Source organism: Zhengella sp. (genome assembly GCF_041397485.1).
GTDB lineage: Bacteria > Pseudomonadota > Alphaproteobacteria > Rhizobiales > Rhizobiaceae > Zhengella.
Genome location: NZ_JAWKWO010000001.1, coordinates 489,192 through 514,269 on the forward strand (window position 1 = coordinate 489,192; position 25,078 = coordinate 514,269).

At 65.1% G+C, this 25,078-nt stretch carries 27 protein-coding genes and 1 pseudogene; 12 read left to right on the forward strand and 16 right to left on the reverse strand.

Annotated elements, in window-relative coordinates; translation table 11 throughout:
- Positions 1-304: 304 nt before the first annotated feature.
- Both R3D65_RS02230 and cysS read right to left on the reverse strand, forming a co-directional pair.
- Positions 305-564, reverse strand: a pseudogene (locus tag R3D65_RS02230) (endonuclease domain-containing protein).
- A 383-nt stretch (positions 565-947) separates the two neighbouring features.
- Entirely contained in the window at positions 948-2,369 is a 1,422-nt protein-coding gene (gene cysS, locus R3D65_RS02235; RefSeq protein ID WP_371273598.1) for a cysteine--tRNA ligase, read from the reverse strand.
- 357 nt (positions 2,370-2,726) lie between these two features.
- Between cysS and R3D65_RS02240 the strand changes: the two genes are divergently transcribed.
- From R3D65_RS02240 to R3D65_RS02250, 3 genes are all read left to right on the forward strand, one after another.
- Complete coding sequence (locus R3D65_RS02240) at positions 2,727-2,855, forward strand: hypothetical protein (protein ID WP_371273599.1); 129 nt, start codon at positions 2,727-2,729, stop codon at positions 2,853-2,855.
- Positions 2,856-2,938: 83 nt separating this feature from the next.
- Complete coding sequence (locus R3D65_RS02245; protein WP_371273600.1) at positions 2,939-3,112, forward strand: hypothetical protein; 174 nt, start codon at positions 2,939-2,941, stop codon at positions 3,110-3,112.
- 96 nt (positions 3,113-3,208) lie between these two features.
- Positions 3,209-3,526 (forward strand): SH3 domain-containing protein, encoded by a 318-nt coding sequence (locus R3D65_RS02250; RefSeq protein ID WP_371273601.1) that lies wholly within the window; start codon positions 3,209-3,211, stop codon positions 3,524-3,526.
- A gap of 19 nt (positions 3,527-3,545) precedes the next feature.
- Here R3D65_RS02250 and R3D65_RS02255 read toward each other — a convergent pair whose 3' ends face one another.
- A complete protein-coding gene (locus R3D65_RS02255; protein ID WP_371273602.1) occupies positions 3,546-4,160 on the reverse strand; it encodes a LysE/ArgO family amino acid transporter in 615 nt (204 codons plus the stop codon).
- Positions 4,161-4,179: 19 nt separating this feature from the next.
- Entirely contained in the window at positions 4,180-4,950 is a 771-nt protein-coding gene (locus R3D65_RS02260; protein ID WP_371273603.1) for an SOS response-associated peptidase, read from the reverse strand.
- A 78-nt stretch (positions 4,951-5,028) separates the two neighbouring features.
- Between R3D65_RS02260 and R3D65_RS02265 the strand changes: the two genes are divergently transcribed.
- The 7 genes from R3D65_RS02265 to R3D65_RS02295 all read left to right on the forward strand — a co-directional run bounded on the left by R3D65_RS02265 (position 5,029) and on the right by R3D65_RS02295 (position 9,214).
- Positions 5,029-5,433 (forward strand): NUDIX hydrolase, encoded by a 405-nt coding sequence (locus R3D65_RS02265; protein WP_371273604.1) that lies wholly within the window; start codon positions 5,029-5,031, stop codon positions 5,431-5,433.
- 47 nt (positions 5,434-5,480) lie between these two features.
- The gene (locus R3D65_RS02270; RefSeq protein ID WP_371273605.1) at positions 5,481-5,849 is read left to right on the forward strand and encodes a TIGR02301 family protein; all 369 of its coding nucleotides are present in this window, start codon (positions 5,481-5,483) and stop codon (positions 5,847-5,849) included.
- A gap of 208 nt (positions 5,850-6,057) precedes the next feature.
- A complete protein-coding gene (locus R3D65_RS02275; protein WP_371273606.1) occupies positions 6,058-6,234 on the forward strand; it encodes a hypothetical protein in 177 nt (58 codons plus the stop codon).
- Positions 6,235-6,284: 50 nt separating this feature from the next.
- Positions 6,285-7,052 carry a hypothetical protein gene (locus R3D65_RS02280; RefSeq protein WP_371273608.1) on the forward strand — a complete coding sequence of 256 codons (768 nt, stop codon included), beginning with the start codon at positions 6,285-6,287 and terminating at the stop codon, positions 7,050-7,052.
- A gap of 105 nt (positions 7,053-7,157) precedes the next feature.
- Positions 7,158-8,009, forward strand: a complete 852-nt coding sequence (locus tag R3D65_RS02285) for a folate-binding protein YgfZ (RefSeq protein ID WP_371273609.1) — start codon at positions 7,158-7,160, stop codon at positions 8,007-8,009.
- Positions 8,002-8,619: a hydrolase gene (locus tag R3D65_RS02290; RefSeq protein ID WP_371273610.1), complete on the forward strand. Its 618-nt coding sequence runs from the start codon at positions 8,002-8,004 to the stop codon at positions 8,617-8,619. Before R3D65_RS02285 ends, R3D65_RS02290 begins: the two co-directional genes overlap by 8 nt.
- A 61-nt stretch (positions 8,620-8,680) precedes the next feature.
- A complete protein-coding gene (locus tag R3D65_RS02295) occupies positions 8,681-9,214 on the forward strand; it encodes a tyrosine phosphatase family protein (protein ID WP_371273611.1) in 534 nt (177 codons plus the stop codon).
- A gap of 15 nt (positions 9,215-9,229) precedes the next feature.
- On the opposite strand, the gene R3D65_RS02300 is transcribed toward R3D65_RS02295, so the two are convergent.
- Together R3D65_RS02300 and R3D65_RS02305 are read right to left on the reverse strand one after the other, a co-directional pair.
- Positions 9,230-10,687, reverse strand: coding sequence for a RimK family protein (locus tag R3D65_RS02300; RefSeq protein WP_371273612.1), 1,458 nt, complete (start codon positions 10,685-10,687; stop codon positions 9,230-9,232).
- Positions 10,684-11,787, reverse strand: coding sequence for a peptidase C39 family protein (locus R3D65_RS02305; protein WP_371273613.1), 1,104 nt, complete (start codon positions 11,785-11,787; stop codon positions 10,684-10,686). Before R3D65_RS02305 ends, R3D65_RS02300 begins: the two co-directional genes overlap by 4 nt.
- A 210-nt stretch (positions 11,788-11,997) precedes the next feature.
- On the opposite strand from R3D65_RS02305, the gene R3D65_RS02310 reads away from it, so the two are divergent.
- Together R3D65_RS02310 and R3D65_RS02315 are read left to right on the forward strand one after the other, a co-directional pair.
- Positions 11,998-12,864 carry a mechanosensitive ion channel family protein gene (locus tag R3D65_RS02310; protein WP_371273614.1) on the forward strand — a complete coding sequence of 289 codons (867 nt, stop codon included), beginning with the start codon at positions 11,998-12,000 and terminating at the stop codon, positions 12,862-12,864.
- Positions 12,865-13,020: 156 nt separating this feature from the next.
- Positions 13,021-14,256, forward strand: coding sequence for an MFS transporter (locus R3D65_RS02315; RefSeq protein ID WP_371273615.1), 1,236 nt, complete (start codon positions 13,021-13,023; stop codon positions 14,254-14,256).
- On the opposite strand, the gene R3D65_RS02320 is transcribed toward R3D65_RS02315, so the two are convergent.
- From R3D65_RS02320 to R3D65_RS02365, 10 genes are all read right to left on the reverse strand, one after another.
- Positions 14,225-16,957, reverse strand: a complete 2,733-nt coding sequence (locus R3D65_RS02320; RefSeq protein ID WP_371273616.1) for a DUF2339 domain-containing protein — start codon at positions 16,955-16,957, stop codon at positions 14,225-14,227. The genes R3D65_RS02315 and R3D65_RS02320 overlap by 32 nt on opposite strands.
- Positions 16,958-16,984: 27 nt before the next feature.
- Positions 16,985-17,494, reverse strand: coding sequence for a PaaI family thioesterase (locus tag R3D65_RS02325; protein WP_371273617.1), 510 nt, complete (start codon positions 17,492-17,494; stop codon positions 16,985-16,987).
- A complete protein-coding gene (recO, locus tag R3D65_RS02330) occupies positions 17,491-18,240 on the reverse strand; it encodes a DNA repair protein RecO (protein ID WP_371273618.1) in 750 nt (249 codons plus the stop codon). Before recO ends, R3D65_RS02325 begins: the two co-directional genes overlap by 4 nt.
- A gap of 252 nt (positions 18,241-18,492) precedes the next feature.
- Entirely contained in the window at positions 18,493-19,422 is a 930-nt protein-coding gene (gene era, locus R3D65_RS02335; protein ID WP_371273619.1) for a GTPase Era, read from the reverse strand.
- Entirely contained in the window at positions 19,419-20,129 is a 711-nt protein-coding gene (gene rnc / locus R3D65_RS02340; RefSeq protein WP_371273620.1) for a ribonuclease III, read from the reverse strand. The genes era and rnc overlap by 4 nt, the downstream gene beginning before the upstream one ends.
- Before the next feature lie 18 nt (positions 20,130-20,147).
- A complete protein-coding gene (gene lepB, locus R3D65_RS02345; protein WP_371273621.1) occupies positions 20,148-20,897 on the reverse strand; it encodes a signal peptidase I in 750 nt (249 codons plus the stop codon).
- A 100-nt stretch (positions 20,898-20,997) separates the two neighbouring features.
- Complete coding sequence (acpS, locus tag R3D65_RS02350) at positions 20,998-21,408, reverse strand: holo-ACP synthase (RefSeq protein ID WP_371273622.1); 411 nt, start codon at positions 21,406-21,408, stop codon at positions 20,998-21,000.
- On the reverse strand, positions 21,408-22,025 hold the full coding sequence (locus R3D65_RS02355; protein WP_371273623.1) for a DUF2062 domain-containing protein: 618 nt from the start codon (positions 22,023-22,025) through the stop codon (positions 21,408-21,410). Before R3D65_RS02355 ends, acpS begins: the two co-directional genes overlap by 1 nt.
- A 200-nt stretch (positions 22,026-22,225) precedes the next feature.
- Positions 22,226-22,804 carry an orotate phosphoribosyltransferase gene (pyrE, locus tag R3D65_RS02360; protein WP_371274339.1) on the reverse strand — a complete coding sequence of 193 codons (579 nt, stop codon included), beginning with the start codon at positions 22,802-22,804 and terminating at the stop codon, positions 22,226-22,228.
- Positions 22,805-22,835: 31 nt separating this feature from the next.
- Entirely contained in the window at positions 22,836-25,052 is a 2,217-nt protein-coding gene (locus R3D65_RS02365; protein ID WP_371273624.1) for a bifunctional (p)ppGpp synthetase/guanosine-3',5'-bis(diphosphate) 3'-pyrophosphohydrolase, read from the reverse strand.
- Positions 25,053-25,078 lie beyond the last annotated feature (26 nt).

A 25,078-nucleotide genomic window follows, 5' to 3' on the forward strand; every position in this document is an offset into this window, starting at 1 on the left:
CTCACGGTTCAATGTTCTCCCGATTCCCGGCAGACGAATTACGGGCAATATCAGCTGTTCATACGATCTCCCCCCTCTGCCCTGCCGGGCATCTCCCCCACAAGGGGGGAGATCGACTGTGGAGCGATTGCTGCCCAAAGTTCCATCGTCTCCCGACGGTTGACGAGCGATTTCCGTTCCCCGCTTGTGGGGGAGATGCCCGAGGGCAGAGGGGGTGCGCCTCCATGGCGCGTTCCGGCAAGTCCGGATGCGAAAAGGAAATCAAACTCACGGCCGCACCCCGCATGTGATTACAGCTTCAAGTTCATACATCGTCATTCCAGAAGCGAAGAACGGTCCAGCCATCCTGCTCAAGGGCCCGCGTCCATTCGCTATCACGGGCAGCAACTATAGGGTCGCCGTGTTGAGTTCCGTCCAGTTCGACGATCAGCCGATGATCAGGGCAAGCGAAATCCGCGATGTCGTTCCGGATCGGATACTGCCTCCGAAACCCAGCCCCATCAGGCGATGGGCGCGCAATTGGTTCCATAACCTGAGTTCGGCATCTGTCATGTCCTTGCGCATGCGCTTGGCATTTCGCCGGAGAAACTCGGGAACAAGCGCATGTGATGGCATGATCACCCCCCTCTGCCCTGCCGGGCATCTCCCGCAAAGGGGAGATCGGCTGTCACCGGCCTCAGCGGCTCACGGTTCAATGTTCTCCCGATTCCCGGCAGACGAATTACGGGCAATATCAGCTGTTCATACGATCTCCCCCTCTGCCCTGCCGGGCATCTCCCCCACAAGGGGAGATCGACTGTGGAGCGATTGCTGCCCAAAGTTCCATCGTCTGCAAGGGACGAAAGCCTTATCCAGGACGCGCTCGACGAGCGAATTACCGATCTCCCCCTTGTGGGGAGATGCCCGGCAGGGCAGAGGGGGGTGCGCCTGCACGGCGCGCCGTGCCCTCACCGCTTCACTTCCCAGGTTGTCACGCGCTCGCCGGTGTCCTTGTCCTTGCCATCCTTCAACTGGATGCCCTGTCCGAGAAGCTCGTCGCGGATGCGGTCGGCCTCGGCCCAGTTCTTCTCGCGAATGAAGGCGAGACGGGCCTCGACGATGGCCGCGATCTCGCTTTCATCCACATTCGCCTGCGCCGAAGCCGGAAGGCCGAGAAAATCCAGCGCATCGGCCAGCGGCCTGCCCGCCATGGCATTCATGGCGGAGAGTGCCGCGGTGATGTTCAGGTCATCCCCGAGGGCATCGACAACGGCATCCGGCGATCCGGCGTCCGCATCGCCGACGCGGCGTTGCATCTTGGCAAGAACATTGCCGGCTTCCTCCAGCCGGCGCACGGAGAAGTCGATCGGTTCCTTGTAATGCGTCATCAGCATGGCGAGGCGGAGCACTTCGCCCGGCCATTTGCGGCCGCCGAATTTCTCCGTTTCCAGCAGGTCGTGGATGGTGACGAAATTGCCTTCTGACTTGGACATCTTGCGGCCCTCGACCTGGAGAAAGCCGTTGTGCATCCAGTATTTCGCCATCACGTCCGTGCCATGGGCGCAGCGCGACTGGGCGATCTCGTTCTCGTGGTGGGGAAAGATGAGGTCCAGCCCGCCGCCGTGAATGTCGAAGGTCTCGCCGAGAAAAGCCTTGGACATGACCGAGCATTCGATGTGCCAGCCGGGGCGGCCGTGGATACGCAACGGTTTGCCCTCGACGGTGAAATCCCCGTCCCAGCCGGGTTCGGTGGCAGCGGATTCCTTCCACAGCACGAAATCGGACGGAGCGCGCTTGTGGTCCTTCACCTCGATGCGCGCGCCGGCCTGCTGGTCCTCCAGCCGGCGCTTCGACAACTGTCCGTAATCGGCCATGGAGCCGGTCTCGAACAGCACCTCGCGGCCCTCCGCACCTTGCGCGACATAGGCGTGGCCACGGTCGAGCAGGCCCTGGATCATGGCCACCATGCCGGCGATGTGCTCGGTGGCGCGCGGCTCCTGCGTGGGTGGCAGGCAACCCAGCGCCGCGACGTCCCGGTGATATTGGTCGTAGGTGCGCTCCGTCACCTGGCGGATGGCCTCGTTCAGCGTCATGCGGCCGGCGTCGATCTCGCCGCCGAAGTCGCGCAGCGCGCGGGCGTTGATCTTGTCGTCGACGTCGGTGATGTTGCGCACATAGGTGACGTGATCGGCGCCGTAGAGATGGCGCAGCAGGCGGAACAGCACGTCGAAGACGATGGCCGGGCGCGCATTGCCGATATGGGCATGGTCGTAGACCGTGGGGCCGCAGACATACATGCGCACGTTGTCCGGGTCGGCGGGGATGAAATCCTCCTTGCGCCGCGTCAGCGTGTTGGTGATGCGAAGGCCGCGAAAGCCGTTGTCCGCCATGATCCTCTTTCCCCGTTCGCGCGGCATGATGCCGCCCGCCTGCTGGCCGGGGCGTTTGTCTCAAGGGCTTGTCGTGAGGACGAAAACGGCCGGCCAGCGAAGTGCTAGCTGATAATGATCCCGCAAATGCAAATGGCGCGAGCGCGCAGATCCGTTTTCATGGGCAAGGGTTATCGCCAAGGGAGGATGGCGGGTCAAGCGGGAAAATCAAGCTGCGCGTGGCGTTTGCGCAACAGTGACGGCGCAGGCGAAGACACAATTGCGATTTCTTCGAAAGGCCGCGCTTTTGCCGCCGATTTGCCCAGATCCGTACCCAGATGACGAAACGTAAGCCATTGACACCAACGGAGACAAGACATGTCCGGCAAACAAGCCGCCGAGCGCCCGAAACCCGCCGATTCCTTCGTCATGCATTATGGCGCCATAGGACCGGCCGCCATTCGTGCCGCGCTGCTGGCTGGCGCCAAGAAGCCCGCAAAGCGTTAACGCCGGTTAACCGGTTCGTTAACCGGCTGTTTCATTCCCGGCCGCATACTGGAAACAGGTCATGCGACAATGCAGGTGACGCCATGAAACAGACGAACACCAACACCGTCACGGCGAAAACGCCGGCCCGGCAGGCGCGCTGGGGCGATTCCGGCCTTTCGGAACGCTATGGCAAACTGGGATCGGGCGCCGTCTGCGCGGCGCTCATCTATGCCGGCAAGACCGCCGGTGCCAAGAGCCGCAAGGCGCGCCACTGACGACAAGCGGCGGGAGCGAAGCCAACGCTTTTCACGTTGCCTCAGGCCTTTCCCATGATAAATTCACATGGGGCCTTGAAAGACCGGAGATCTGCGATGAAGCGTCTGCTGCTGGCTCTCGCCCTTTTCGCCGTGCCCTTCCCCGCCCATGCGACATCCGGGCCGGGCTGCCTTTACGTGGTGAACGTCGATTCCCGGGATGTGTTGAACATGCGCGCCAGGCCTTCCGCCTCGTCGCGGATCGTCGACCGGCTCAGGCCCGGCGCCCATGGCATCATCCATCTCGATGACACCTGCATCCCGCTGTCGCGGCCATGGGGCAGCCGGTGGTGTCCCGTCACCCATTACGATGGCGACCGCGTGACAAAAGGGTGGGTCAAGGCACGTTATGTGCGCGACAGCGACTGCCCCTGATCCGACGATGCCGGCCTGATCAGAGCCGCGCGTAAAGGCTGGCGGCAAGACCGGCCATGACAAGGCCGATGAGCACATCGAGCACCCGCCACGCGGACGGACGGGCAAAGACCGGCTGAAGCAGGCGTGCGCCGTAGCCCAGCGCAAAGAACCATACGAAGGAGGCCGCAGCGGCGCCAAGCCCGTATGCAAGGCGCGCCTGCCCGGCATGGCGGGCCGAAAGCGAGCCCAGAAGCACCACGGTATCCAGATAGACATGCGGATTGAGGAAGGTGAATGCCAGGCAGGTCAGCACGGCCTGTTTCAGACTGCCGCCGGAGGCTGGCCCCGCGCGCAGCGCACCGGGGTGAAAGGCGCGGCGAAAGGCGATCAGGGCATAGACGGTGAGAAACAGCGCGCCGCCCAGCGTCACCCACCAGATCAGCACGGGCGCCTGCGCGATGAGCGTGCCGAGGCCGGCGACGCCGGCGGTAATGAGGGCAGCATCGCAGAGCGCGCAGATCAGGCAAAGCAGGAAAACATGCTCACGCAGCAGGCCCTGGCGCAGGATGAAGGCATTCTGCGCGCCAATGGCGATGATGAGCGTGGCGCCAAGCAGGAAGCCCGACAGGGCGGCGGGTAGAACGGCGTTCACGCGGGGCACACTCCGGCGATCAGAAAAGCGACATCTGGCCGCCGTCCTTCTTCTTCGGCGCGGCTTTCTCCTTCGCCTTTTGCTCCGGTGCGTCGGGCAGGTCAATCGCGTCCTGCACGTCCGGACCGCCATTGGCCACCTTGTTGACCTTCGTCGATACGGGTATCGCCTCGAAGAAGTCCGGTTCCACGGGCTCCAGCAGGTCGGCCACGTCGCGTGGCTCCTGCGTGCGGCAATCCAGCCAGCGGGCGAAATCCTCCGGCCTGATGACCACCGGCATGCGGTCGTGAATGGCGGCGATGGCGGCGTTGGCGCGCGTCGTCAGGATGCAGGCGGTATCCACCGCCGAGCCTTCCGGCCCTTCCCATGTTTCCCACAGCCCGGCAAAAGCGACGACGCCACCGCCTTTCGGGCGCACCCAGAAAGGCTGGGCCGTGGCCTTGCCCTCGCGCTTCCATTCGTAGAAGCCGGAGGCCGGCACGAGCATGCGGCGGTGGCGCATGGCGGTGCGAAACGAATTCTTCCGCGCTGCCGTTTCCGAGCGGGCATTGATGAGAAGCGGAAAATCGCGCGGGTCCTTCACCCAGGACGGTGTGAAGCCCCAGCGTGCCAGCATGGCCACGCGGTCGGGCTGGTTGGAGCCGGGGTCCGGCACCGGCCCGGCGGTGACGATGAGAACGGGCTGCGTGGGCGCGATATTGTAGCGCGGCGGAAAGGCCTCGATCCCGGCCAGGCCGAAGACCGCTTCCACTTCCTCCGGCGCCGCCGTCAATGAAAAACGTCCACACATGGCGCGACCCTGCGCCAAGGTCCGCGACCGGTCAAGCACAGGTGGCGCCGGGACGCCGGGTGCGCTACAGGAAAGGCCATGACCGGTCTGCCCATCCGCCTTGCCGTTTCCGTCGCCATTCACAATGAAGGCCGCTTCCTGCTGGTGCGGCGCGGCAATGCGCCGGCCAAGGGCCAATATGCCTTTCCGGGCGGGCGCGTGGAGGCCGGCGAGACGCTGGAGGAGGCCGCGCGGCGCGAACTGATGGAGGAAACCGGCATGACCGCCGGGCCGCTGGCGCTGCACAGCATCGTCGAGCTGGACAGCGAGGGTGCGGGTGTCACTTACCGGCTGCATGTCCATACCGGCACCTATGCGGGCGGCACGCCGCTGGCTGGCGACGATGCCGAGACGGCGGAATGGCTGACACTCGACGAAATGGCCTGCCTTCCGGTGACCGATTCGACGCTTGCGGTCGCCCGCGCCATTGCCGCCGCGCGGTGAGGCGGGCCGCCTTGCCAGCGCCGCAAAAGCGGTGCACAACCGCGCGCATGAGGTTTCCGCGCGCTGCCCTTTCCGGCCTGATCCTGCTTACCGCCGCCCAGGCGGCGCTCGCCCAGTCGGCGCCCTATGACGACAAGATGCTGCGGCTTTCGGAAGTGCTCGGCTCGCTGCATTACCTGCGCAACCTGTGCGGTGAGAAGGGCAATGACTGGCGCCGGCAGATGGAAGCCGTGCTGGAAGCGGAATCGCCCGAAGGCGAGCGCCGCAAGCGCTATGTGGCGGCCTTCAATCGCGGCTATCGCAGCTATGCGGCCATTCACACAACCTGCACCGACGCCTCGATGGCCGCCATCGAGAGCTACATGAAAGAGGGCGAGGCCCTGAGCCGCGAGATCGTTGTGCGTTTCGGAGGATAAACCTTCCGGAAAGCATGTTTTTTGACAGGGCGTTAACTTTTTCCTCACCAACGGGGTGTTCAAGCCCGCCGCCCCTGCTACAAGTCTTAACCGAGGCTTAAAAGGCCAGGTCATTCCGGGACAAGATCATGCAGCATACCGCCAATGATATCGACGCCATGATCCGCGAGGAGAAGCGGATCTCGGCCACCGAGTGCCACGACGAGGCATGGGCGGCCGGTCTCATGGCCGGATCGAGCCGGAGATCATTGCCGAAACCGCCATTGTCATCGCGCTGGAGGAACTGCACCGCGATTCGGGCGAACAGGCCGTGCTGACGCTGCTTGACCGGATGCGCGAGCAGGCGCTCAACGGCGCCTTCGACCCGGATATCCGGCGCCATTGACGGGGGCGCGATTTCGTCGTTTCCTCTCGCCTGAGCGGGAGGCCCCTGACATGTTTGCGAACCTTCGTCCCGGCAGAGCGGCGAGCGCTTTCCTGATTTCCTTCCTGTGCCTCCTCTGGGCGGCCCTTCCCGCCGCGGCGCTGAGCGAACTCAAGCGCGACACGGCGCCCGTTGCCGAAGAGGATGGTGCCCCATCGGACGAAAAGGCCGCGCCGCCGCCGGTCATTCTGGAACCGGTGCCCCTGCCCGACGAATTGCCTGCCCTTTCCAACGAGCCGCAGCCGGAACCCGATGGCAGCGGCAATGGGGAAGCACCCGACAATCAGGTGGTGCAGCCCCGCGCCATCCCGATCCCAGACATCCTCGACGATGTTTCCGCCCTGCCCGAACCGGTGCAGCGCATGCGTGCCCTCATCATGGATGCCGCGCGCACGGGCGACCTGGAAAAGCTGCGCCCGCTGCTGGGTACCGGACAGTCGATGACGTCGCTGTCGTTCGGCGGTATCGACGGCGACCCTGTCGCCTTCCTGCGCGGGGCGTCCGGAGACGGTCAGGGCCAGGAAATTCTCGCCATTCTACTGGAGGTGCTGGAAGCCCGTTTCGTGCGCATGGACGCGGGCACCGAACAGGAGCTTTACGTCTGGCCCTATTTCTACGCCATGCCGCTGGACAAGCTGACGCCGCCGCAAAAAGTGGAGCTTTTCAAGCTGGTCACGGCCGGCGACTACGAGGACATGCAGGCCTTCGGTGCCTATATCTTCTACCGTGCGGGCATCACGCCGGACGGGCGCTGGATCTTCTTCGTGGCGGGCGACTGAGCCCGGCCCGGCGCGCGGGCGCCCTTGCCTGACAGTTCATGCGCGCATAGATGGGGCCTGCACCTGCCTTGCCCACAGCGCCCTGTTTCTCGCCGGAGACATGCCATGCCATCGGTCTTTCTCGACAATCGTTCGCTCATCACGGTCAAGGGACCGGAAGCGGCGCATTTCCTGCACAATCTGGTGACGACCGACATTGCCGGCCTGCAACCCGGCGTGCTCACACCGGGGGCCCTGCTGACGCCGCAGGGCAAGATCCTCTTCGATTTCCTGGTGTCACGCAGTGGTGACGATGCGTTCCGGCTGGACTGCATGGCGGCTTCGGCCAGCGATTTCGCCCGCCGGCTCATGCTCTACAAGCTTCGCTCCAAGGTGGACCTGTCCGTTGAGGAACAGGCCGAAGCGAGCGTTTCCTGGGACATGGACCCACCCGGCGAAGACAGCCTTCGTGACAGCCGGTTTGCCGGTGTCGATGTCTGGCGCCACTACGGCGCGCCCGAGGGGGGCGATGACGCGGGCGCATGGACGGCGCTGCGCATCGCCCATGGGGTCGCGGAAGCCGGGGTCGACTATGAGGAGGGCGACGCCTTTCCGCATGATGCGGGGCTGGACCAGACGGGAGGCGTGTCCTTCCGCAAGGGCTGCTTCGTGGGCCAGGAAGTGGTGTCGCGCATGCAGCATCGCGGCACTGCACGCCGGCGCATCCTGACCATCTCCGGCGATGGCGCCCTGCCCGCGCCCGGCACACCGCTGGAAGCCGATGGCAAGCCGGTGGGCGCGCTCGGCTCGGTGGACGGGACATCCGGGCTGGCCCTGGCACGGATCGACCGGGTGAAGTCGGCGATGGATGCCGGTACGCCGATCCGCGCCGGCGACGTGACGGTGACCCTTGCCCTGCCGCCGCATGTCGCCTACCGCTTCCCCGAGACAAACGAGGATTCGCAAGCGGATGGCTGACCGGCCGGAAGCGCCGCCACGGGCGTGGCAGCGCATGTTGTCGGGGCGCAGGCTCGACCTGCTGGACCCTTCTCCGATGGATGTCGAGATCGTGGATATTGCCCACGGGCTGGCGCGCGTGGCGCGCTGGAACGGGCAGACGGCGGGCGACCATGCCTTTTCCGTGGCGCAGCATTCGCTGATCGTGGAGCAGGTTTTCCACGCCATGAAGCCCGGCGCAAACGCCGCGCAGCGGCTGACAGCCTTGCTGCACGACGCGCCGGAATATGTGATCGGCGACATGATCTCGCCGTTCAAGGCCGTCATGGGCGGTGGCTACAAGGCGGTGGAAGAACGCCTGCAAGCGGCCATCCACCTGCGTTTCGGCCTGCCGGCACTGACCGCCAGGACGCTCAAGGCCACCATCAAGCGCGCCGATATCGTCTCGGCCTATTTCGAGGCGACCGTGCTGGCCGGCTTTTCGGAAACGGAGGCGGCGAAGTTCTTCGGGCGGCCGCGCGGCTTTCATGCCGAACAGTTCGATCTCGACCCGAAGCCCGCCCATGTCGTACAAGGGGAATTCATCGCCCGCTTCGAGGCCATCGAGGCGGCGCGCTACGGGAAACGCTGAAAGGTTCGGCTGCACCCGGTGACGGCACCGGTTGCAGACACGGATGGGGGAGAGGCCGGCCATGCCGCATATCGTCGTCACTTCGCTGGCCCGGCTGCACGACACGGTCGAGCAGCACGAGGCCAGTCATATCGTCACCCTGATCAACGAGGGGACGCCGGTCACGCGCCCGGTTTCCATCGAGGAAAAGTGCCACCTGTTTCTCGGCATGCATGACATCGACATGGCGATGGACGGCATGACGCCGCCCGGCGAGGCCCATGTGCGGCAATTGCTTGATTTCGTGCGGGCGTGGGACCGGGCCCGCCCGCTGGTCATCCATTGCTTCGCCGGCATTTCGCGCTCCACGGCAGGCGCCTTCATCACCGCATGCGCGCTCAACCCGGATCTCGATGAAATGGCGATCGCACGCCATATCCGCGCCAATTCGACCACGGCAACGCCGAACCGGCTGCTGGTCAGCACAGCGGACACGCTGCTCGGCAGGCAGGGCCGGATGACCGCTGCCATCGAGACCATCGGCCTTGGCGACATGGCCTACCAGGGGCAGACCTTCATCCTGCCGCTCGACGTGGACGCGCTGGTTGACGGCTGAGATACGCTGCCGGGTTCAGCCCTGCCGCTCCAGCCGGTCGATGAACCATTGCGTGAGCTTGGTCCAGACCGCGTCCTTCTCGGCGGCATCCTCCACGCCATGCTCCAGATTCGGATTGTCATTGACCTCGATGACGACCACGCCCTGGTTCGTTTCCTTCAGGTCGACGCCGTAGAGCCCCTCGCCGATGCAACGGGCCGCGCGCACGGCGATGTCGATGACCTCGGGCGGCGCATCGGCCAGGGCGAATGAGCGGAAGCCGCCTTCCTGCGGCTTGCCGCCGGTCTCATGGTTGACGATCTGCCAGTGCTTCTTGGCCATCAGGTACTGGACCACGAATAGCGGCTGGCCGCCGAGCACACCAACGCGCCAGTCGAATTCCGTTGGCAGGTATTTCTGCGCGATGATGAGATCGGAATCCTCCAGCCATTTCGTCGCCAGCGCCTTCAGTCCGTCGCGGTCGGCCACCTTCTTGACGCCGCGGGAAAAGGCGCTGTCGGGTATCTTCAGCACCATCGGGAAATCCAGATCCGCTGCCGCGCGCTCCAGATCGCCGGGGCCGGCGATGATGACGCTTGGCGGCACGGGCACGCCGTTCACGCCCATCAGTTCATGCAGGTAGACCTTGTTGGTGCAGCGGATCATCGACAGGGGATCGTCGATGACAGGCATGTTTTCCTGCTGGGCACGGCGGGCGAATCGGTAGGTATGGTTGGAGATCGATGTCGTCTCGCGAATGAAAAGGGCATCGTGGTTGGCCAGCGTCGCCAGATCCTTCTTCGTGACGGGTTCGACCTCCACGCCCATGCGCGCAGCCAGCCGCGCCCAGTGCTTCAGCGTGGCAATGCTGGACGGCGGCAGTTCCTCCTTCGGGTCGACGAGGACGGCAAACGAATAGCGCGCGGGCGTGCGCGACTTGCGGTCGCGCCATTCGCGCGCGGTATGGGCCTCAAGCGCGGCAAGGAAACGGGTCTTTTCCGCTGCATCCATGCGCGAGAGCGGGTGGAAGCCGATGCGGCGGATGCGGATCCATTCGCCCGGCTCGATCACCACTTCCAGCGAGGGTGCGCGAAACCAGTCGAACAGCAGGCGGCCGAAACGCTCCCAGCCTTTCGACGGGCCGATGCCGAAGAAGAAGCGGATCCTCGTCGCCTCGAAGGGTTCGATGGCCTTGCGGGACGCATTGAGCGCCTGTTCCAGATCCGGCAGCGCATTGTCGTAGAGCTTGGGCTCCGACAGGTCGATCATGGTCTCGACGGAGGGTATGACCCGGTGCCCGCGCGAGGAGGCCAGCAGCGAAGCATAATAGCCGCGGCTCTGATAGGCATAGGAGGCCGCCAGGTTGATGATCTTCGGCCGCTGGCCGCGAAACAGGTTCGGATGCGTCAGGTAATCGCGAATGGTGATGACCTTGTGCGGCGTCTGCGCCTGGTCGATGTCGTTCGCCTTGCCGGTCAGGATGACCCAGGTCATGCCTGCTTTCCTCCCAGGAAAACGGCCGCGCGCAGCGGCGGCTTGCCGAACTGCGCCATGGCCATGAAGATGGAATGGGGAATGGGAATGTTGGCCGCGTCGGCCACCGTCTCGCCGGCCTCGTCCTCCACCCACGGATCGTGAACGAAGATGTGGGCGCCGTCGTCGCCGATGGCCAGCACCCAATGCGGCACCTTCTTGCCGAACATCATGAAACCGGACACCAGGACCGCAACCAGTTGCCCGGCGGCGAGTGCGGCACGGATATCCTCCAGCGTGAAGAAGCGGACCGAAACCGGCACGTCCAGGTCGGCGGCGCGCTGGCGAAAATCGGCCTGGGCGAGTTCCATGACGCGGCGCTTCTCCGCCGACCGGACAGACTGGAGAAAGAGCGGGCCTTCCTCCGACACGATCACGCTGGCATCCAGCCCGTTTTCCACCGCGGTCAGGGCCATGCCATGCGGCTCGCAGCCGCCCGGGCCCGACAGCATGAAAATGGTGGTCGCCTCGCGCCAGAGGCGGATTTCCATGAGCGGCGACGGCTGGAATCCGGGCCGGAAATGCGCCATGGCCATCATCAGGCAGCAAGGGCCGCAGGTGAAATCCGCCGTCTGCTCGTAATAGGGCACCGCCGTGAAATGCTGCGCGGCGCCGCGCAGCAGCTTCTCGTAGCGCAGCGCGTCAGTGTGGTCGCCATAGTAGTCGAGGTAGCGGCCGATCCGGCGGTAGCCGCGCCGCTCGTACAGGCCAATGGCGCGGACATTGTCCTCGCGCACTTCCAGCCGCAGCACCATCCGGCCATGGGAAAAGGCGGCGTCCTCGGCAGCTTGCAGAAGGCGCGCGCCGAGCCCGGCTTCACCGGCGGCCGGCAGGACGGCGATCGAATAGAGCCGCGCCACGGCGGTGCCCTTGCGGAACAGGACCATCGCATAACCGGCGATTCGCCCGTCAGCATCCGCCACGACGGTTTCGGCCGTCTCCCGGTCGATCAATTGACGGAAGGAGCGCCGGGAAATGCGATCGGTGTCGAAGACGGTGTGTTCAAGGGCGACAAGCTGGTCGATATCGGCTGGCGTGGCCCGGCGCAGGGCTGTTGTCATGGATGCCACAAGGGGTACAACACGTGCGAGTACAAGGCCTGTTGGGACCGGCATTGGGCCGGACGCCTGCGTGCGGCCTTCATCCGCGCAAGCAGCGGTAACGCGATAGCGCCGGCAATGCGGCTGAATTGTGACCGAAGCGGAACCGTCCGGCCCGCTTTGCGTTGTCGTTGCGATCCATTCTGTCCGGGCAGACACAAGGAGACATTCATGGAGTTTTCAGCCGACAGCACGGTTGCTGCCGTGGAAGGGGCCGTGGCCGGTCTTTCCGCGCTTGTTGTGCAATATGCGTTCTCGGTCATCGGTGCGGTTCTCATCCTCATCATCGGCTTTGTCGTGGCCGGGATGATCGAGCGCTGGGCCTATCGCGGGCTCGGATCCTGGAAGGGCTTCGACGAGACGCTGCGCAAGTTCCTCTCCAAGATCGCGCGCTATGGCGTGCTGGCCATCGTGCTGGTGACAGTGCTGTCGCAATTCGGCGTGCAGACCGCTTCCATCATCGCCGCGCTCGGCGCCGCCGGCCTGGCGATCGGCCTGGCGCTGCAGGGCACGCTGCAAAACGTGGCGGCCGGCATCATGCTGCTGGTGCTGCGCCCGTTCAAGAACGGTGAATTCATACAGGCTGGCGGAACGATGGGCACGGTGCAGGAAATCGGCCTGTTCGCCACCGAGTTCAAGACGCTGGACGGGCTCTTCCTGCTGGCGCCCAATTCGGAACTGTGGAGCCAGGCGGTGACCAACTATTCCCGCAACCCCACCCGGCGCAACGATCTCGTCATCGGCATCGCCTATGACGACGACATCAACAAGGCCATGGAAATCTACCGCGAGATGATGGCGGAAGACCCGCGCGTGCTGGCCGATCCGGAACCCTATATCTATGTCTCGGCGCTGGGCGACAGCGCGGTGGATGTGACCTGCCGCTACTGGACCACCTCCGCCGACTGGTGGACGACAAGCCGCGACATGACGCACAAGGCCAAGGAGCGGTTCGACGCGGCCGGACTGACGATTCCCTTCCCGCAGCGCGACATCCACCTGTTCCGCGAACCGGTTGCGCAAGACGCGGCACAGTGACGGGGCGGGCGGACGGATCAACGATGCTGATCCGAACGCCCATGGCTTTTCGTTTGACCCGGCGGGCAGGTTCGGCAATCCTCCGGCACTTCGGGCAGCCGGCGCCGTGCATGGCGGCGCATGCCCTTCCCGTTTCCTCGCCGTGGACTCCGACCGATGACAGCAACGACGCCGACGCCTTCCACCCGTTCCTTCCCGCTTCTGCTGGTGGTGTGCGGCTGCCTGATCGCGCTGCTCACCTTCGGGCCGCGCTCCGCCATGGGCTTCTTCCTCATTCCGATGCTGGAAGACCGGGGCTTCGACCGCACCACGTTCGGTCTCGCCATGGCGATCCAGAACATCTTCTGGGGGCTGGGAACGCCCGTTTTCGGCGCCATTGCCGACAAGTTCGGCACCTGGCGCGTGCTGGCGCTTTCGGGCATCCTCTATGCGGCGGGCCTGGTGCTGATGTCGGTGGCGACAACACCGGCCATGCTGCATGTCAGCGGCGGCATCCTGGTGGGCCTGGGCATTGCCTCCGGCTCGTTCGGCATCGTGCTGGCGGCCTTCGCGCGCAATGTCTCCGCCGAACATCGCAGCCTCGTCTTCGGCATGGGCACGGCGGCGGGTTCGGCCGGCATGTTCGTCTTCGCGCCGCTGTCACAGGGCATGATCAATGCCCTGGGCTGGTCCGACGCGCTGATCTGGATGGGCGCGCTGATGCTCGTGGTGCCGGTGCTGGCCATACCGCTGACCGGCAATTCCGGTTCGTCGAAATTCGCGCAGGCGGAGATGGAACAGACCGTGCGCGAGGCGCTGGCCGAGGCCTTCGCCCACAAGAGCTATCTCCTGCTGGTGGCCGGCTTCTTCGTCTGCGGCTTTCAGGTCGCCTTCATCACCGCCCATTTCCCCGCCTATCTGAACGATATCGGAATCGAGGCGCGCTATGCGGTGATCGCCATGGCGCTGATCGGACTGTTCAACATCATCGGCTCGCTGGCATCGGGCGTGATTGGCCAGCGCCATTCCAAGCCCGTCTTCCTCGCCTATATCTACCTGGCGCGCTCGGCGCTCGTGACCGCCTTCCTGCTGCTGCCGCACAGCCCGGCGCTTGTCGTCACCTTCGCCATCCTCATGGGCCTGCTGTGGCTGTCCACCGTGCCGCCGACGAACGGGCTGGTCGCCATCTTCTTCGGAACGCGGCACCTTGGCATGCTGGGCGGCATCGTGTTCCTGTCGCACCAGGTGGGCTCGTTCCTTGGCGTCTGGCTCGGCGGCTACCTGCGCGACCTGACCGGTTCCTACGACATGGTCTGGTGGCTCGGCGTGGCGCTCGGCCTGTTCGCCGCCGTGGTGCATTGGCCGATTCGTGAGGCGCCGGTCAGCCGCCCTGCCCTTCAGCCGGCGCAATAGGCGCCTTCGCCCGCCCCAGCACCCGCTGGTAGAACAGGCCGATGCCGATGAGGCAGACACCCAGCCCCATGAAGGAGGCGGCGCGCAGCACGCCTTCCAGCTCGGCCATGTCGAACAGGAAGACCTTGAGTACCGTGAGCAGGACCAGCAGGCCGGACGCGGCACGCAGGCCCTGCCTGTCGAGGCGCAGGCCAGCGGCCAGAAGCACGAGCCCGGAGACCAGCCAGGCAGCGGAATAGCTGTAGGTTTCGCCCGCGCCGGCACCCTTCCAGTCGCCCAGATATGGCCCTTGCCAGAAGCGGCGGATTTCCAGGTTGAGCCAGGCAAAGAGCATGAGCGCGGCCATTCCCGCCATGGCATGAACATAGAAACGCGGGCGCCGCCTGACCGCCTGCCAAGCCACGAGCGCGGCCATGAGGCCGGGAATGAGGTAGGCCGCGCCAATCAGGTTCACCAATGGCCAATTGCCCACGAACCGGTTGGTGAAATAGGGGTTGAGCACGGCCAGATGCTGGATCAGCGCCATTACCGCGCCGAAAAGGCCGAGGCCCATGGAGGCCAGCCGGAAGACCGGGCTTGGCGCGCGGTCGTCCAGGCGCACCAGCGCCAGCGAGGCACCGAGCAGAAGGATGGTATAGAGTGCCTGCTCGCCCAGCGTGACCGGACCTTCCGCCGACAGGACGCCACCATGCATGGCGTGACGGATCAGCATGGCAATGCCGGCAAGTGCGGCCGTCAGGGCGAAGGCCTCCATCAGGCGCGCCGGCGTTGACGCGCCGGCTGCGCGCAGGACGATTGCCGCGAGGCCGAAGGCCAGGGCGGGTCCCAGATATCCCGGCGTCAGCCAGTTGAGCACCGGCGTTGCGGACAACGCCTCATGCCCCGCCACCGACGGATCCAGTCCGAAACGCGCCAGCACGGAAACGGCGCCGATCACGGCGATCCAGCCGAAGGCGGCATGGCCGCCGCGCGCGGACCAGACGGCAAGGGCCAGGGACAGACCCGCCAGCACGATGCCGGTCCAGGCGGCGGTCGTGAGAAGATGAACCGCCACGCCAAGCGGCAGGGCGGCGGCAAAGAATAGCAGGGCCGAGGCCGACAGGAGCGGGCGCCCTGCCCCTTCGCGCCGCCAGATGCCAAAGGCAGCAGCGCCAATGATCGCAGCCATTGCCAGCGCAGCCGGGCCATAGGCGAAATCCTCGTCCCAGCGCGCATAATTGCCCACGGCAAGCGCAAGGGCGGCCAGTGGTGCAAGAACCGCGGAAAAGGCCCACAACATGGCTGTCAGCCGGACATCGGCCAGCCGCCAGGCCATGAGCAGGCCAGCCATGAACACGGGCAGGCCCAATCCGGCGGCAAAGGCAAGAAATGCGCCCTCCCCGGGTCCGGCGCCAATGGCGACGCCGCGCCCTCCCGAATGCAATCCGAAAAGGTCGATGACGATGCCGATGATATCGTGGCGCGTCAGCATCCAGCCTGCCAGAATACCGGTGACGAGAAGCGCGCCGGCGGGCGCGCCATGGATGCCGCCCGGCCGCCACAGCGCCATGGCGAGCAGAAGCAGGGCGGCAATGCCGGCGGCATGGCGCACGGGGCCAATGTCCAGCCCCTGCATGCCAAGCCCGTAAAGCGCCGCGACAAGCGTCAACAGCGTGCCGGCAAAGACGGGCAGACCGATACGCCCGGCAATGGCAAGGCCGAGATTGTCAGGCGCTTCCCGGCGCGAAAGCCAGATGCCGCCCATGGCCGCCACCATGGCGGCAAGCGCCAGCAGGCTGGCCCAGGGCGAGGGAAGCGGCGAAAAGCGGCCGTCGAGGATCACCCACAGGCCGGTTCCCGCCATGGCGAGGACCAGCACCCATGCAGCCTGCCTGAACCGCGCCAGAGCCGCCGCCGCGACAAGCACCGCGGAGAGGAAGGTGAACAGGGCAAAGGGCTTGGGCTCGGTGGATGCGACCAGCACCGGCGTGGCAAAGGAACCGACGAGGCCAAGGCCGGCCAGCGCGGAGCCGTGTGGAATGGCCAGCGCGATGGCGGCCAGCGAGACCAGGCCCATGGCCAGGAAGCCGGCCGCGGAAGGCAGCCAGCCATAGACCGCATGGGCGGCGAAGGCGACACCGAACAGGATGGCGAGGCCGGCCGCGGTGAGAATGGCCGGCACATGGGCGGCGCGATCACCCGCATCGTCAGGCTCGCGTTCGCGGCGGCGGATCACCTCGCCTCCGGCAAGCGCCACCATGCCCGCCACGAATGCCACGCTCATCCGCACGGCCGGGCTGAACAGGCCGGCCTCGATGGAATAGCGAACGAGGAAAAGCCCGCCGAGCGCGAATGCCAGCCCGCCGATCCAGATGGCCCAGCGGCTGCCGATGGTTTCCTCAAGCGACCGGACAGGCCGCTCGGCGGGTCCGGCTGGCGCGGGCGGCAGGTCCGGCGGCAAGGGCGGGGGCAAGGTGGTATCAGGGGGTGCGGCAGGCGGCACCGATGCAACTTGCGACGATGCCGTGTCATCCGGCACAAGGACCGGTGCGGCGGGACGGACAGCACCGCCGGGCGTGAAACGGCCAGCGAGTGCCGACAGGCTTTTCTCGGCTTCCGCCACGCGGCGTTCGAGCCTGCGCAGCCGGTTGAGCAGCACCCAGAAGCCGACGAGCACCGCACCCGCCAGGACAATCAGTTCCATGAAATCGATGTAGAACACGGGGCCCGCCTCCCGTTGCCGGCCGGCCTATCCCGGCATGCGCAGAATTGAGCAGGTTTCGGTGCCAAAGGCCAGTGTCTTGCCGTCGGGGCCGCGCAGCGTTGCCTCCGACACGGCCAGATTGCGGCCGCGATGCACCACGCGCCCCTCACAGGTCAGTTCGCCCATGCCGGGCAGGACCGGGCGGACCAGATTGACCTTGAATTCAACTGTCGTGGACGCTTCGCCCGGGGCGCAGGTCGTATGCACCGCACAGGCTAGGGCGGAATCCATGATGGTCGCGGCCCAGCCGCCATGCACCGTGCCCATCGGGTTGAGATGCGCGTCGGACGGCCAGCCGGTGAAGATGACCCGCCCTTCCTCGGCTTCCGTCAGCACGAAATCCAGCGCGCCGCCGATGGACGGCGGCGGATAGGTGCCGTCGATGATGCGCTGCATCAGTTGCAGACCGGAATAGCGGGCCAGATCGCCCAGCGGAATGGTGCCGAACTGTCCCGTCTGCTTTGCCGCCTCCAGCCGCGCCCGCCAGGTGCTCATGCCGCATTCCCTTCCTGCTTGCTGAAATGCCGTTTGAGCGCCTGCGCCAGGCCCACGCGCTCCTGTGGCTCCGTCATTCCCCTCGGCTCCCAGACATGGCGGGCGAAGAAATAACCGGTCAGTGCAAAGGCCCCATCCAGCGCCTCGCCAGTCGCCCGGCCGCCCGCACCGCGCAGGAGAAAGGAAGGCAGCAGCAGCAGCTTGTCGGCCCATGGCTCGCCGGCCTGCCGGCTGACCGCCCTGCCCGACCTGGGCGAGACCCAGGCCAGGTCCTGCGCCGCGCCGGTGGCCGCGCAGCGCGTCAGATCAAGACCGAAGCCGAGTTCATCGAGAACCATCAGTTCAAAGCGCACGAACAACTCGCCCGCCCCCTGCGGGTCGTCGAGATGCTCCAGCAGGATGCCCAGCGTCTCGTAGAGACCGGGATGGGGATCGCGCTCGGGCAGAAGCCGCAAATGCGCCGCGCAGGCCTGCAGGCCATAGACGCCGGTCGCGCTTTCGAACAGGCGCGCGGCGTGATGCTCCACCGGCTCCACCTGGAAAGTGCCCATGTGCTCGTCGAGGCGCGCGCGCCAGGCCAGGTCCACGCGGTTGCCCGGCTGCAACACGGGCTGCATGGAGCGCGACCGGCCACCGCGCACGAGGCCCAGATGGCGACCGTGGGCGCGTGTCATGACCTCCAGGATGACGCTCGTCTCGCCATGCCTGCGCGTTCCAAGAACGATGCCGTCATCTCTCCATTCCATGGAGCGACGATCTACCTCATGCGGCCGGAAGTCCAGAGTGGAAACGACGGTTTTCCCAAGCGCAATTTCGCGGGCGCGAAAGTCTGCAACTTTCGCTGAAATCGACTTTCCCCACGCAATTTCGCGAGCGCGAAAGTCTGCAACTTTCGCTGAAATCGACTTTTCCCAAGCGCAATTTCGCGAGCGCGAAAGTCTGCAACTTTCGCTGAAATTGCTTGTATCTCTCCATTGCATGGAGCGACGACCTGCACATCAGCCAGGAAAGTCCAGCCCCATTTCGCGGTAGCGTTCGGGATCGTCGCCCCAGTTTTCCCGCACCTTGACGAAAAGGAAGAGGTGTACGGGCTGTTCGAGGATCTCCGCCAGTTCCTCGCGCGCGGCCTGTCCGATGGCCTTGATCGTCTCGCCCTTGCGGCCAAGGATGATCTTCTTCTGGCTGTCGCGCTCGACATAGATGACCTGGTCGATGCGCACCGATCCGTTCTTCTGTTCCTGCCAGCGCTCGGTCTCGACGTGGGAGGAATAGGGCAATTCCTGGTGCAGACGCAGGTACAGTTTCTCGCGCGTGATCTCGGCGGCAAGCTGGCGCATGGGCAGGTCGGAAATCTGATCTTCCGGATAGTACCACGGCCCCGGCGCGGATTGCCGGGCCAGCCACTCCATCAGGTCGTCGCAGCCCGACCCGTTGAGCGCGGAAATCATGAAGGTGGCGTCGAAGGCAACCGCCTCGTTGGCGGCGGCTGCAAGCGCCAGAAGGCTGTCGCGCTTCACGGTGTCGATCTTGTTGATGACCAGCGCCTTGGGCTGTCGCACCTCCTTCAGGCTTCCAAGAATGTCGACCGCATCGCCCTTCAGACCGCGTTCGGCATCGATGAGGAAGCAGACGATATCGGCATCGCGCGCACCGGACCAGGCGGTGGAAACCATGGCGCGGTCGAGCCGGCGGCGCGGCTTGAAGATGCCCGGCGTATCGACGAAGACGATCTGGCTGGCGTCCTTGATGGCCACCCCGCGGATGAGCGCGCGCGTGGTCTGCACCTTGTGGGTGACGATGGACACCTTGGCGCCGACAAGGCGATTGAGCAGCGTGGACTTGCCCGCATTGGGCGCGCCGATGAGCGCGACAAAGGCAGAGCGGGTCTCGCGGTCATCCGTGGCGGGATTGTGCGTTTCTTCGTTCATTGTCCCTCCTCCCATTCGCCTTCGCGAATGAGGAGTTTCGTGGCCGCTTCCTGTTCGGCTGCCCGCTTGGAGCGGCCGGCCCCATGTTCGGGCGGGCGTTTTCCGACCGTGACGCTGACGGCAAAGACAGGATCATGATCCGGACCGTCGCGGCTTTCTACCACATATACCGGAACCTGGCCGCCCTGGCGGTGCGCCCATTCCTGCAAGGCGGTCTTGGGATCGCGCCGGCCTGCGCCCGCCGCCTTCGCCCGGCCGGCCCAATGCTTCAGGATGAAGGGCCGCGCAGCCTCCAGGCCGCCATCCAGATAGATCGTGGCGATGACCGATTCCATGACGTCGGCACGCAGGTTCAGGCGCTTGCGCCCGGCCAGCGACTTGATCTCGGCGCCGGTGATGATGAAGTCGTGCAGCCCGATCTCCTCGGCCACCGCGGCACAGGTCTCGGCGCTGACAAGCTGGTTCAGCCGCACCGACAATTCGCCCTCATTGGCGGAGGGAAAGGCACCGAACAGCAATTCGGCGATCACCAGGCCCAGTACACGGTCGCCCAGGAATTCCAGCCGCTCGTAATCCGCCCCACCGGTCTTGCGCGCGCTGGCATGGGTCATGGCCCGCTCCAGCCGCGCGGCATCGGCGAACCGGTGGCCCGTCAGGCGCCCGATTTCGGCCGCCAGTGCCTCTCCGGTCCGTTTGCCGCGATTCAAGACCCCTCTCCCGCGTGGTCAGTGAAGGGGCGTGAACAGCCGGCCGGTGCGCAGGTCGGACGGCCAGCGCCAGATTTCCAGCGGACTCGCGCCACCGCTGACCGAGAAGAAGATCACCGACGCCTTGCCGACGAAATTTTCGAAAGGCACGAAGCCGACGCTCATGCGGCTGTCATTGGAATTGTCGCGGTTGTCGCCCATCATGAAATAATGACCGGGCGGCACGGTGAACTCCCGCGTCGTGTCGGAAATGCCGTTGGGCGTGATGTCGAGCGTGTCATAGCTCACGCCGTTCGGAAGCGTTTCGCGCCAGACATCGACGGGACGGCTCATCTCGGTGATGTCGGGATTGTCGATCTGGCCGACCTTTTCGCGCTTGACCGGCTGGTCGTTGATGTAAAGCGCCCCGTCGCGCATCTGGACGCGATCACCCGGCAGGCCGATCACCCGCTTGATGTAGTCGAGCGAGGGATCCGGCGGAAACTTGAAGACGGCGATATCGCCACGCTGCGGCTCATCGGCCCAGATGCGGCCCTCGAACAGGTTTGGCGAGAACGGGAACGAATGGCGCGAATAGCCATAGGCCCACTTGTTGACGAACAGGTAATCGCCTTCCAGCAGCGTCGGGCGCATGGACCCGGACGGAATGGAAAACGGCTGGAACAGGAAGGAGCGGATGATGACGGCAAGGATCAGCGCCTGAACGATGACGCTGACGATCTCAAGAAGGCCACCGGATTTTTTCTGGGATTTGTCAGCCACGCTCATGTCTTCCTCTGTGGGTCCGGCGTTTCTCTTAACGGCTCGAAGGTCCGGCTGCAACGGCGCAACCATGCCGCCGCAGGCAGACTGCCCGTTCGGGCCTGTCTCAGCCCTGTTGCAGTTCCGGCAGCGCCTCAATGATGACAAAGGCCTGGGCGAGCGGAAAATCGTCGGTGATGGTCAGGTGAATCACCGGCCTGTGCCCGGCCGGCATCATGGTTTGAAGGCGGCGCAAGGCGCCATTGGTGAGGTTCATGGTGGGCTTGCCGCCCGGCAGGTTGACCACGCCCATGTCGCGCCAGAAGACACCGCGCGAAAGCCCGGTGCCAAGCGCCTTGGCGCAGGCCTCCTTGGCCGCGAACCGCTTGGCATAGGATGCCGCGCGCTCCTTGCGGCGGTCGGATTTGGCCCGCTCCACCTCCGTGAAGATGCGATCGGTGAACCGGCGGCCAAACCGCTCCAGCGAGCGTTCCACCCGGCGAATGTCGATCAGGTCCGAGCCAAGGCCGATGATCATCAGCTTACCGCGGCATTGTTCGGGGCAGCCGTCTGGGTGGCGTGGCGGGCCGCCATGCGCGCGGCACGCTTGCGCGCACGCTCGGCTAGCCGCTTGCGGCGCTGCTCGCGAAAGGCGGCAACCGACCAGCGGGTGAGGAAATAGAAGCCGGCCGCAAAGGCGATGCCCAGCGGAATGGCGCCGACGGCCATGGGCTTGAGCACGGGTTGCCAGAGCTGCGAGAATTCAAGGTCGGCAAACAGCTTGAACAGGTTGATGTGCTTGTGGGCATGGCCGAAACCGCCGTCGGAGATGGCCTGGCCGATCTTGTAGGTCGCCGCCCAGATGAAGGGAAAGGTGAGCGGATTGCCGATGGCCGTACCGAGCGCGGAGGCCAGGAGATTGCCCGCAATCAGCCAGGCGAGCGCCGCGGCGATGACGAAGTGGAAACCGAGAAACGGCGTGAAGGAGGCGAACACGCCAGCCGCGACACCGGCGGCGATGGCGTGCGGCGTGGCCGACAGGCGCAGCACCCGCTTGATGAAATATTGCGCGGACCTCAGGAAGGACCGGCGGGGCCAGAAGAACGTGCGCGCACGCTCCACAAAATCAGCCTTCTTGCGCCGCCTGAATAGCATTCAACCAATTCCCCGGCGAAACATCGCCACACCGACCCGACCTTAGATCCGGGACCGTTAAACCTTTCTTTTCGACCTTCGCTTTCCGCCGCACTGAAAGCCAACGGCTTGGCTTCGTTCATAAGCTTTCCGGCTTGATCGCGGCAAGCAAAAAGCCACTCCGGCAAAGGGCTTGCAATACGAAAGACCGAAACGGAGGGTCAGATGTTCCGGCTACCGGGCTTTACGGGCGGAATTGCGGCAAGCTCGGGCGGAAGATCGTCGGCGGGATAGGCCGGCACCTCGTATTCGGCGAGCGCGACCAGCGGCACACCGACGTCGGATTTTCCGGCCGAGCGGTCGATGATGCAGGCCGCGGCGACGACATCGGCGCCAATCTTGCGCAGCGCATCGACGGTTTCGCGAATCGACAGGCCGGTGGTGACGATATCCTCGACGATGACGACGCGCGCGCCCTCCTCCATTTCGAAGCGGCGCAGGCGGAATTCGCCGTTCTCGCGCTCCACCCAGACCGCCGGGACGCCCAGGTGACGCGACGTCTCATAGGCGGGTATCAGCCCGCCAATGGCCGGGCCGACCACATAGTCGATCCGGCCCGGCACGGCGGCCCGTATTTTCTCCGCCAGCGCGCGGCACAGGATCTCGGTCTTGCCGGCATGCATGAAGACGCGGGCCTTTTGCAGGAAGACCGGGCTGCGCAGGCCCGAGGTCAGGATGAAATGGCCTTCCAGCACGGCGCCGGCTTCACGGAAAATGGCCAGAACGTCGTCGGTGGTCATGGTCATCGGTGCTTGTTCCCTCGCTTGGCGGTCAGCCATGGACCCGGCGGGCCTGGCCGACGCTGGCCGTCTCGTTGAGCCTGGCGATCAGGCGTGTCAGGTGCTTGAGATCCCAGACCTCGAGATCCACCACCATTTCGGTGAAATCCGGCGCGGTTTCCACCATGGTCAGCTTGTGGATGTTGGCATCCGATTCGGCAATGACGCCGGCAATCTCGGCCAGGGAGCCCGGCGCGTTGATGGCATTGACGGAAATGCGCGCCGGGAAGCGCTCGCCGGAGGCCTCGTCAATGTCCCAGCGGATATCGATCCAGCGGTCGGGCTGGTCGTCGAAGGCGGTCAAGGCGGGCGACTGGATGGGATAGATGGTGATACCCGAACCCGGCGTCAGGATACCGACGATACGGTCGCCCGGCACGGCGCCCTCGGGTGCGAAGTTGACAGGCAGGTCGCCGCGCACGCCACGGATGGGCAGCGCATTGCGCGGATTGGCGTCGGCGTCCTTCTGGCCGGGAATGCGGAAGACCATGCCGGACGCATTGCGCAGGTTGAACCAGCCAGCGCCCTTTTCGGGCCGCGTCTGCGTGATCCGCTCGTCCTTGTAGTCAGGAAATACGGCGCGCATGACATCGGTCGAGGGCGTTTCGCCGCGCCCCACGGCCGCCAGCGCATCGTCGATCTCCTTGTGGCCGAGGCGGTGAAGGACAGGCTTCAGGGATTCGCGCGAGAAGGTCTTTCCGGCGCGCTCGAAGGCGCGCTCCAGGATGCGCACGCCAAGACCGGAATATTGCTTGCGGATGGCAGTGCGGGTGGCGCGGCGGATGGCGGCACGCGCCTTGCCGGTGACGACCACGGATTCCCAGGCGGCAGGCGGCACCTGCGCCTTGGAACGCACGATCTCCACCTCATCGCCATTCTTCAGTTCCGTGATCAGCGGCATGATGCGCCCGTTGATCTTGGCGCCGACGCAGGTATCGCCGACGTCGGTGTGAACGGCATAGGCGAAATCGATCGGCGTGGCGCCGCGCGGCAAGGCGATCAGGGCGCCCTTCGGCGTGAAGCAGAACACCTGGTCGTGGAAGAGTTCCAGCTTGGTGTTCTCCAGGAATTCCTCCGGATTGTCGCCTTCCGACAATTGCTCGATGGTGCGCCGCAACCAGGCATAGGCGTTCGTGTCCCGCGAAATGGCATGGCCATCGGTCAGGGCGCTGGTGGCCTTGTCCTTGTAGATGGCATGGGCGGCCACGCCATATTCGGCAATGGCGTGCATGCCGCGGGTGCGGATCTGCAGTTCGACGCGCTGGCGCGACGGGCCGACAATGGTGGTGTGGATGGAGCGGTAATCGTTGCTCTTCGGCGTTGAGATGTAATCCTTGAAACGCCCCGGCACCATGGACCATGTCGTGTGGATGGCGCCCAGCGCCCGGTAGCAGTCGTCGACGCCATCGACCACCACGCGGAAGCCGAAAATGTCGGACAATTGCTCGAAGGACAGCGCCTTGGATTCCATCTTGCGGAAGATCGACCAGGGCTTCTTCTGCCGGCTCTTCACATCGGCGCTGATTCCGCTGTTGCGAAAGACTTCCGAAAGCTGCTGCTCGATCTCTCCGATGACGCCGGCATTGCGGCTCATCAGCCCCTCAAGGCGCTCGGTGACCATGCGCCAGGCTTCCGGATTGATGTGGCGGAAAGCCAGTTCCTCCAGTTCCTCGCGCATGTCCTGCATGCCCATGCGCCCGGCCAGCGGCGCATAGATCTCCATCGTTTCCTCGGAAATGCGATGGCGCTTGTCCTCGCGCATGTGATCGAGCGTGCGCATGTTGTGCAGCCGGTCGGCGAGCTTGACGAGAAGCACGCGCACATCGTCGGAAATGGCCAGAAGGAGCTTGCGCAGGTTTTCCGCCTGTTCCGCCTTCTTGGAAACCAGGTCGAGCTTCTTGAGCTTGGTCAGCCCCTCGACAAGCTTGCCGATATTGTCCCCGAAAAGCTCGTCGATTTCCTTGCGGGTGGCGTCGGTGTCCTCGATCGTGTCATGCAGAAGGGCCACGGCAATGGTGGACTCATCGAGATGCATGTCGGTGAGAATGGCGGCGACTTCCAGCGGATGGGAGAAATAGGGGTCGCCGGAAGCGCGCTTCTGATGGCCATGCTTCTGCATGGCATAGACATAGGCCTTGTTCAGCAGGGCCTCGTTGACTTCGGGCTTGTAGCGCTGGACGCGTTCCACAAGCTCGTACTGGCGCATCATGGGCTTTCAGGTTCCCGTCACGGTCG

What these genes read in the sequence shown, in the direction of transcription:
- cysS (WP_371273598.1), bottom strand. Translation starts at nt 2,369, where the DNA reads ATGGCGGACAACGGCTTTCGCGGCCTTCGCATCACCAACACGCTGACG.
- R3D65_RS02240 (WP_371273599.1), top strand. Translation starts at nt 2,727, where the DNA reads ATGTCCGGCAAACAAGCCGCCGAGCGCCCGAAACCCGCCGATTCCTTC.
- R3D65_RS02245 (WP_371273600.1), top strand. Translation starts at nt 2,939, where the DNA reads ATGAAACAGACGAACACCAACACCGTCACGGCGAAAACGCCGGCCCGG.
- R3D65_RS02250 (WP_371273601.1), top strand. Translation starts at nt 3,209, where the DNA reads ATGAAGCGTCTGCTGCTGGCTCTCGCCCTTTTCGCCGTGCCCTTCCCC.
- R3D65_RS02260 (WP_371273603.1), bottom strand. Translation starts at nt 4,950, where the DNA reads ATGTGTGGACGTTTTTCATTGACGGCGGCGCCGGAGGAAGTGGAAGCG.
- R3D65_RS02265 (WP_371273604.1), top strand. Translation starts at nt 5,029, where the DNA reads ATGACCGGTCTGCCCATCCGCCTTGCCGTTTCCGTCGCCATTCACAAT.
- R3D65_RS02270 (WP_371273605.1), top strand. Translation starts at nt 5,481, where the DNA reads ATGAGGTTTCCGCGCGCTGCCCTTTCCGGCCTGATCCTGCTTACCGCC.
- R3D65_RS02275 (WP_371273606.1), top strand. Translation starts at nt 6,058, where the DNA reads ATGGGCGGCCGGTCTCATGGCCGGATCGAGCCGGAGATCATTGCCGAA.
- R3D65_RS02280 (WP_371273608.1), top strand. Translation starts at nt 6,285, where the DNA reads ATGTTTGCGAACCTTCGTCCCGGCAGAGCGGCGAGCGCTTTCCTGATT.
- R3D65_RS02285 (WP_371273609.1), top strand. Translation starts at nt 7,158, where the DNA reads ATGCCATCGGTCTTTCTCGACAATCGTTCGCTCATCACGGTCAAGGGA.
- R3D65_RS02290 (WP_371273610.1), top strand. Translation starts at nt 8,002, where the DNA reads ATGGCTGACCGGCCGGAAGCGCCGCCACGGGCGTGGCAGCGCATGTTG.
- R3D65_RS02295 (WP_371273611.1), top strand. Translation starts at nt 8,681, where the DNA reads ATGCCGCATATCGTCGTCACTTCGCTGGCCCGGCTGCACGACACGGTC.
- R3D65_RS02300 (WP_371273612.1), bottom strand. Translation starts at nt 10,687, where the DNA reads ATGACCTGGGTCATCCTGACCGGCAAGGCGAACGACATCGACCAGGCG.
- R3D65_RS02305 (WP_371273613.1), bottom strand. Translation starts at nt 11,787, where the DNA reads ATGACAACAGCCCTGCGCCGGGCCACGCCAGCCGATATCGACCAGCTT.
- R3D65_RS02310 (WP_371273614.1), top strand. Translation starts at nt 11,998, where the DNA reads ATGGAGTTTTCAGCCGACAGCACGGTTGCTGCCGTGGAAGGGGCCGTG.
- R3D65_RS02315 (WP_371273615.1), top strand. Translation starts at nt 13,021, where the DNA reads ATGACAGCAACGACGCCGACGCCTTCCACCCGTTCCTTCCCGCTTCTG.
- R3D65_RS02325 (WP_371273617.1), bottom strand. Translation starts at nt 17,494, where the DNA reads ATGAGCACCTGGCGGGCGCGGCTGGAGGCGGCAAAGCAGACGGGACAG.
- recO (WP_371273618.1), bottom strand. Translation starts at nt 18,240, where the DNA reads ATGGAATGGAGAGATGACGGCATCGTTCTTGGAACGCGCAGGCATGGC.
- era (WP_371273619.1), bottom strand. Translation starts at nt 19,422, where the DNA reads ATGAACGAAGAAACGCACAATCCCGCCACGGATGACCGCGAGACCCGC.
- lepB (WP_371273621.1), bottom strand. Translation starts at nt 20,897, where the DNA reads ATGAGCGTGGCTGACAAATCCCAGAAAAAATCCGGTGGCCTTCTTGAG.
- acpS (WP_371273622.1), bottom strand. Translation starts at nt 21,408, where the DNA reads ATGATCATCGGCCTTGGCTCGGACCTGATCGACATTCGCCGGGTGGAA.
- R3D65_RS02355 (WP_371273623.1), bottom strand. Translation starts at nt 22,025, where the DNA reads ATGCTATTCAGGCGGCGCAAGAAGGCTGATTTTGTGGAGCGTGCGCGC.
- pyrE (WP_371274339.1), bottom strand. Translation starts at nt 22,804, where the DNA reads ATGACCACCGACGACGTTCTGGCCATTTTCCGTGAAGCCGGCGCCGTG.
- R3D65_RS02365 (WP_371273624.1), bottom strand. Translation starts at nt 25,052, where the DNA reads ATGATGCGCCAGTACGAGCTTGTGGAACGCGTCCAGCGCTACAAGCCC.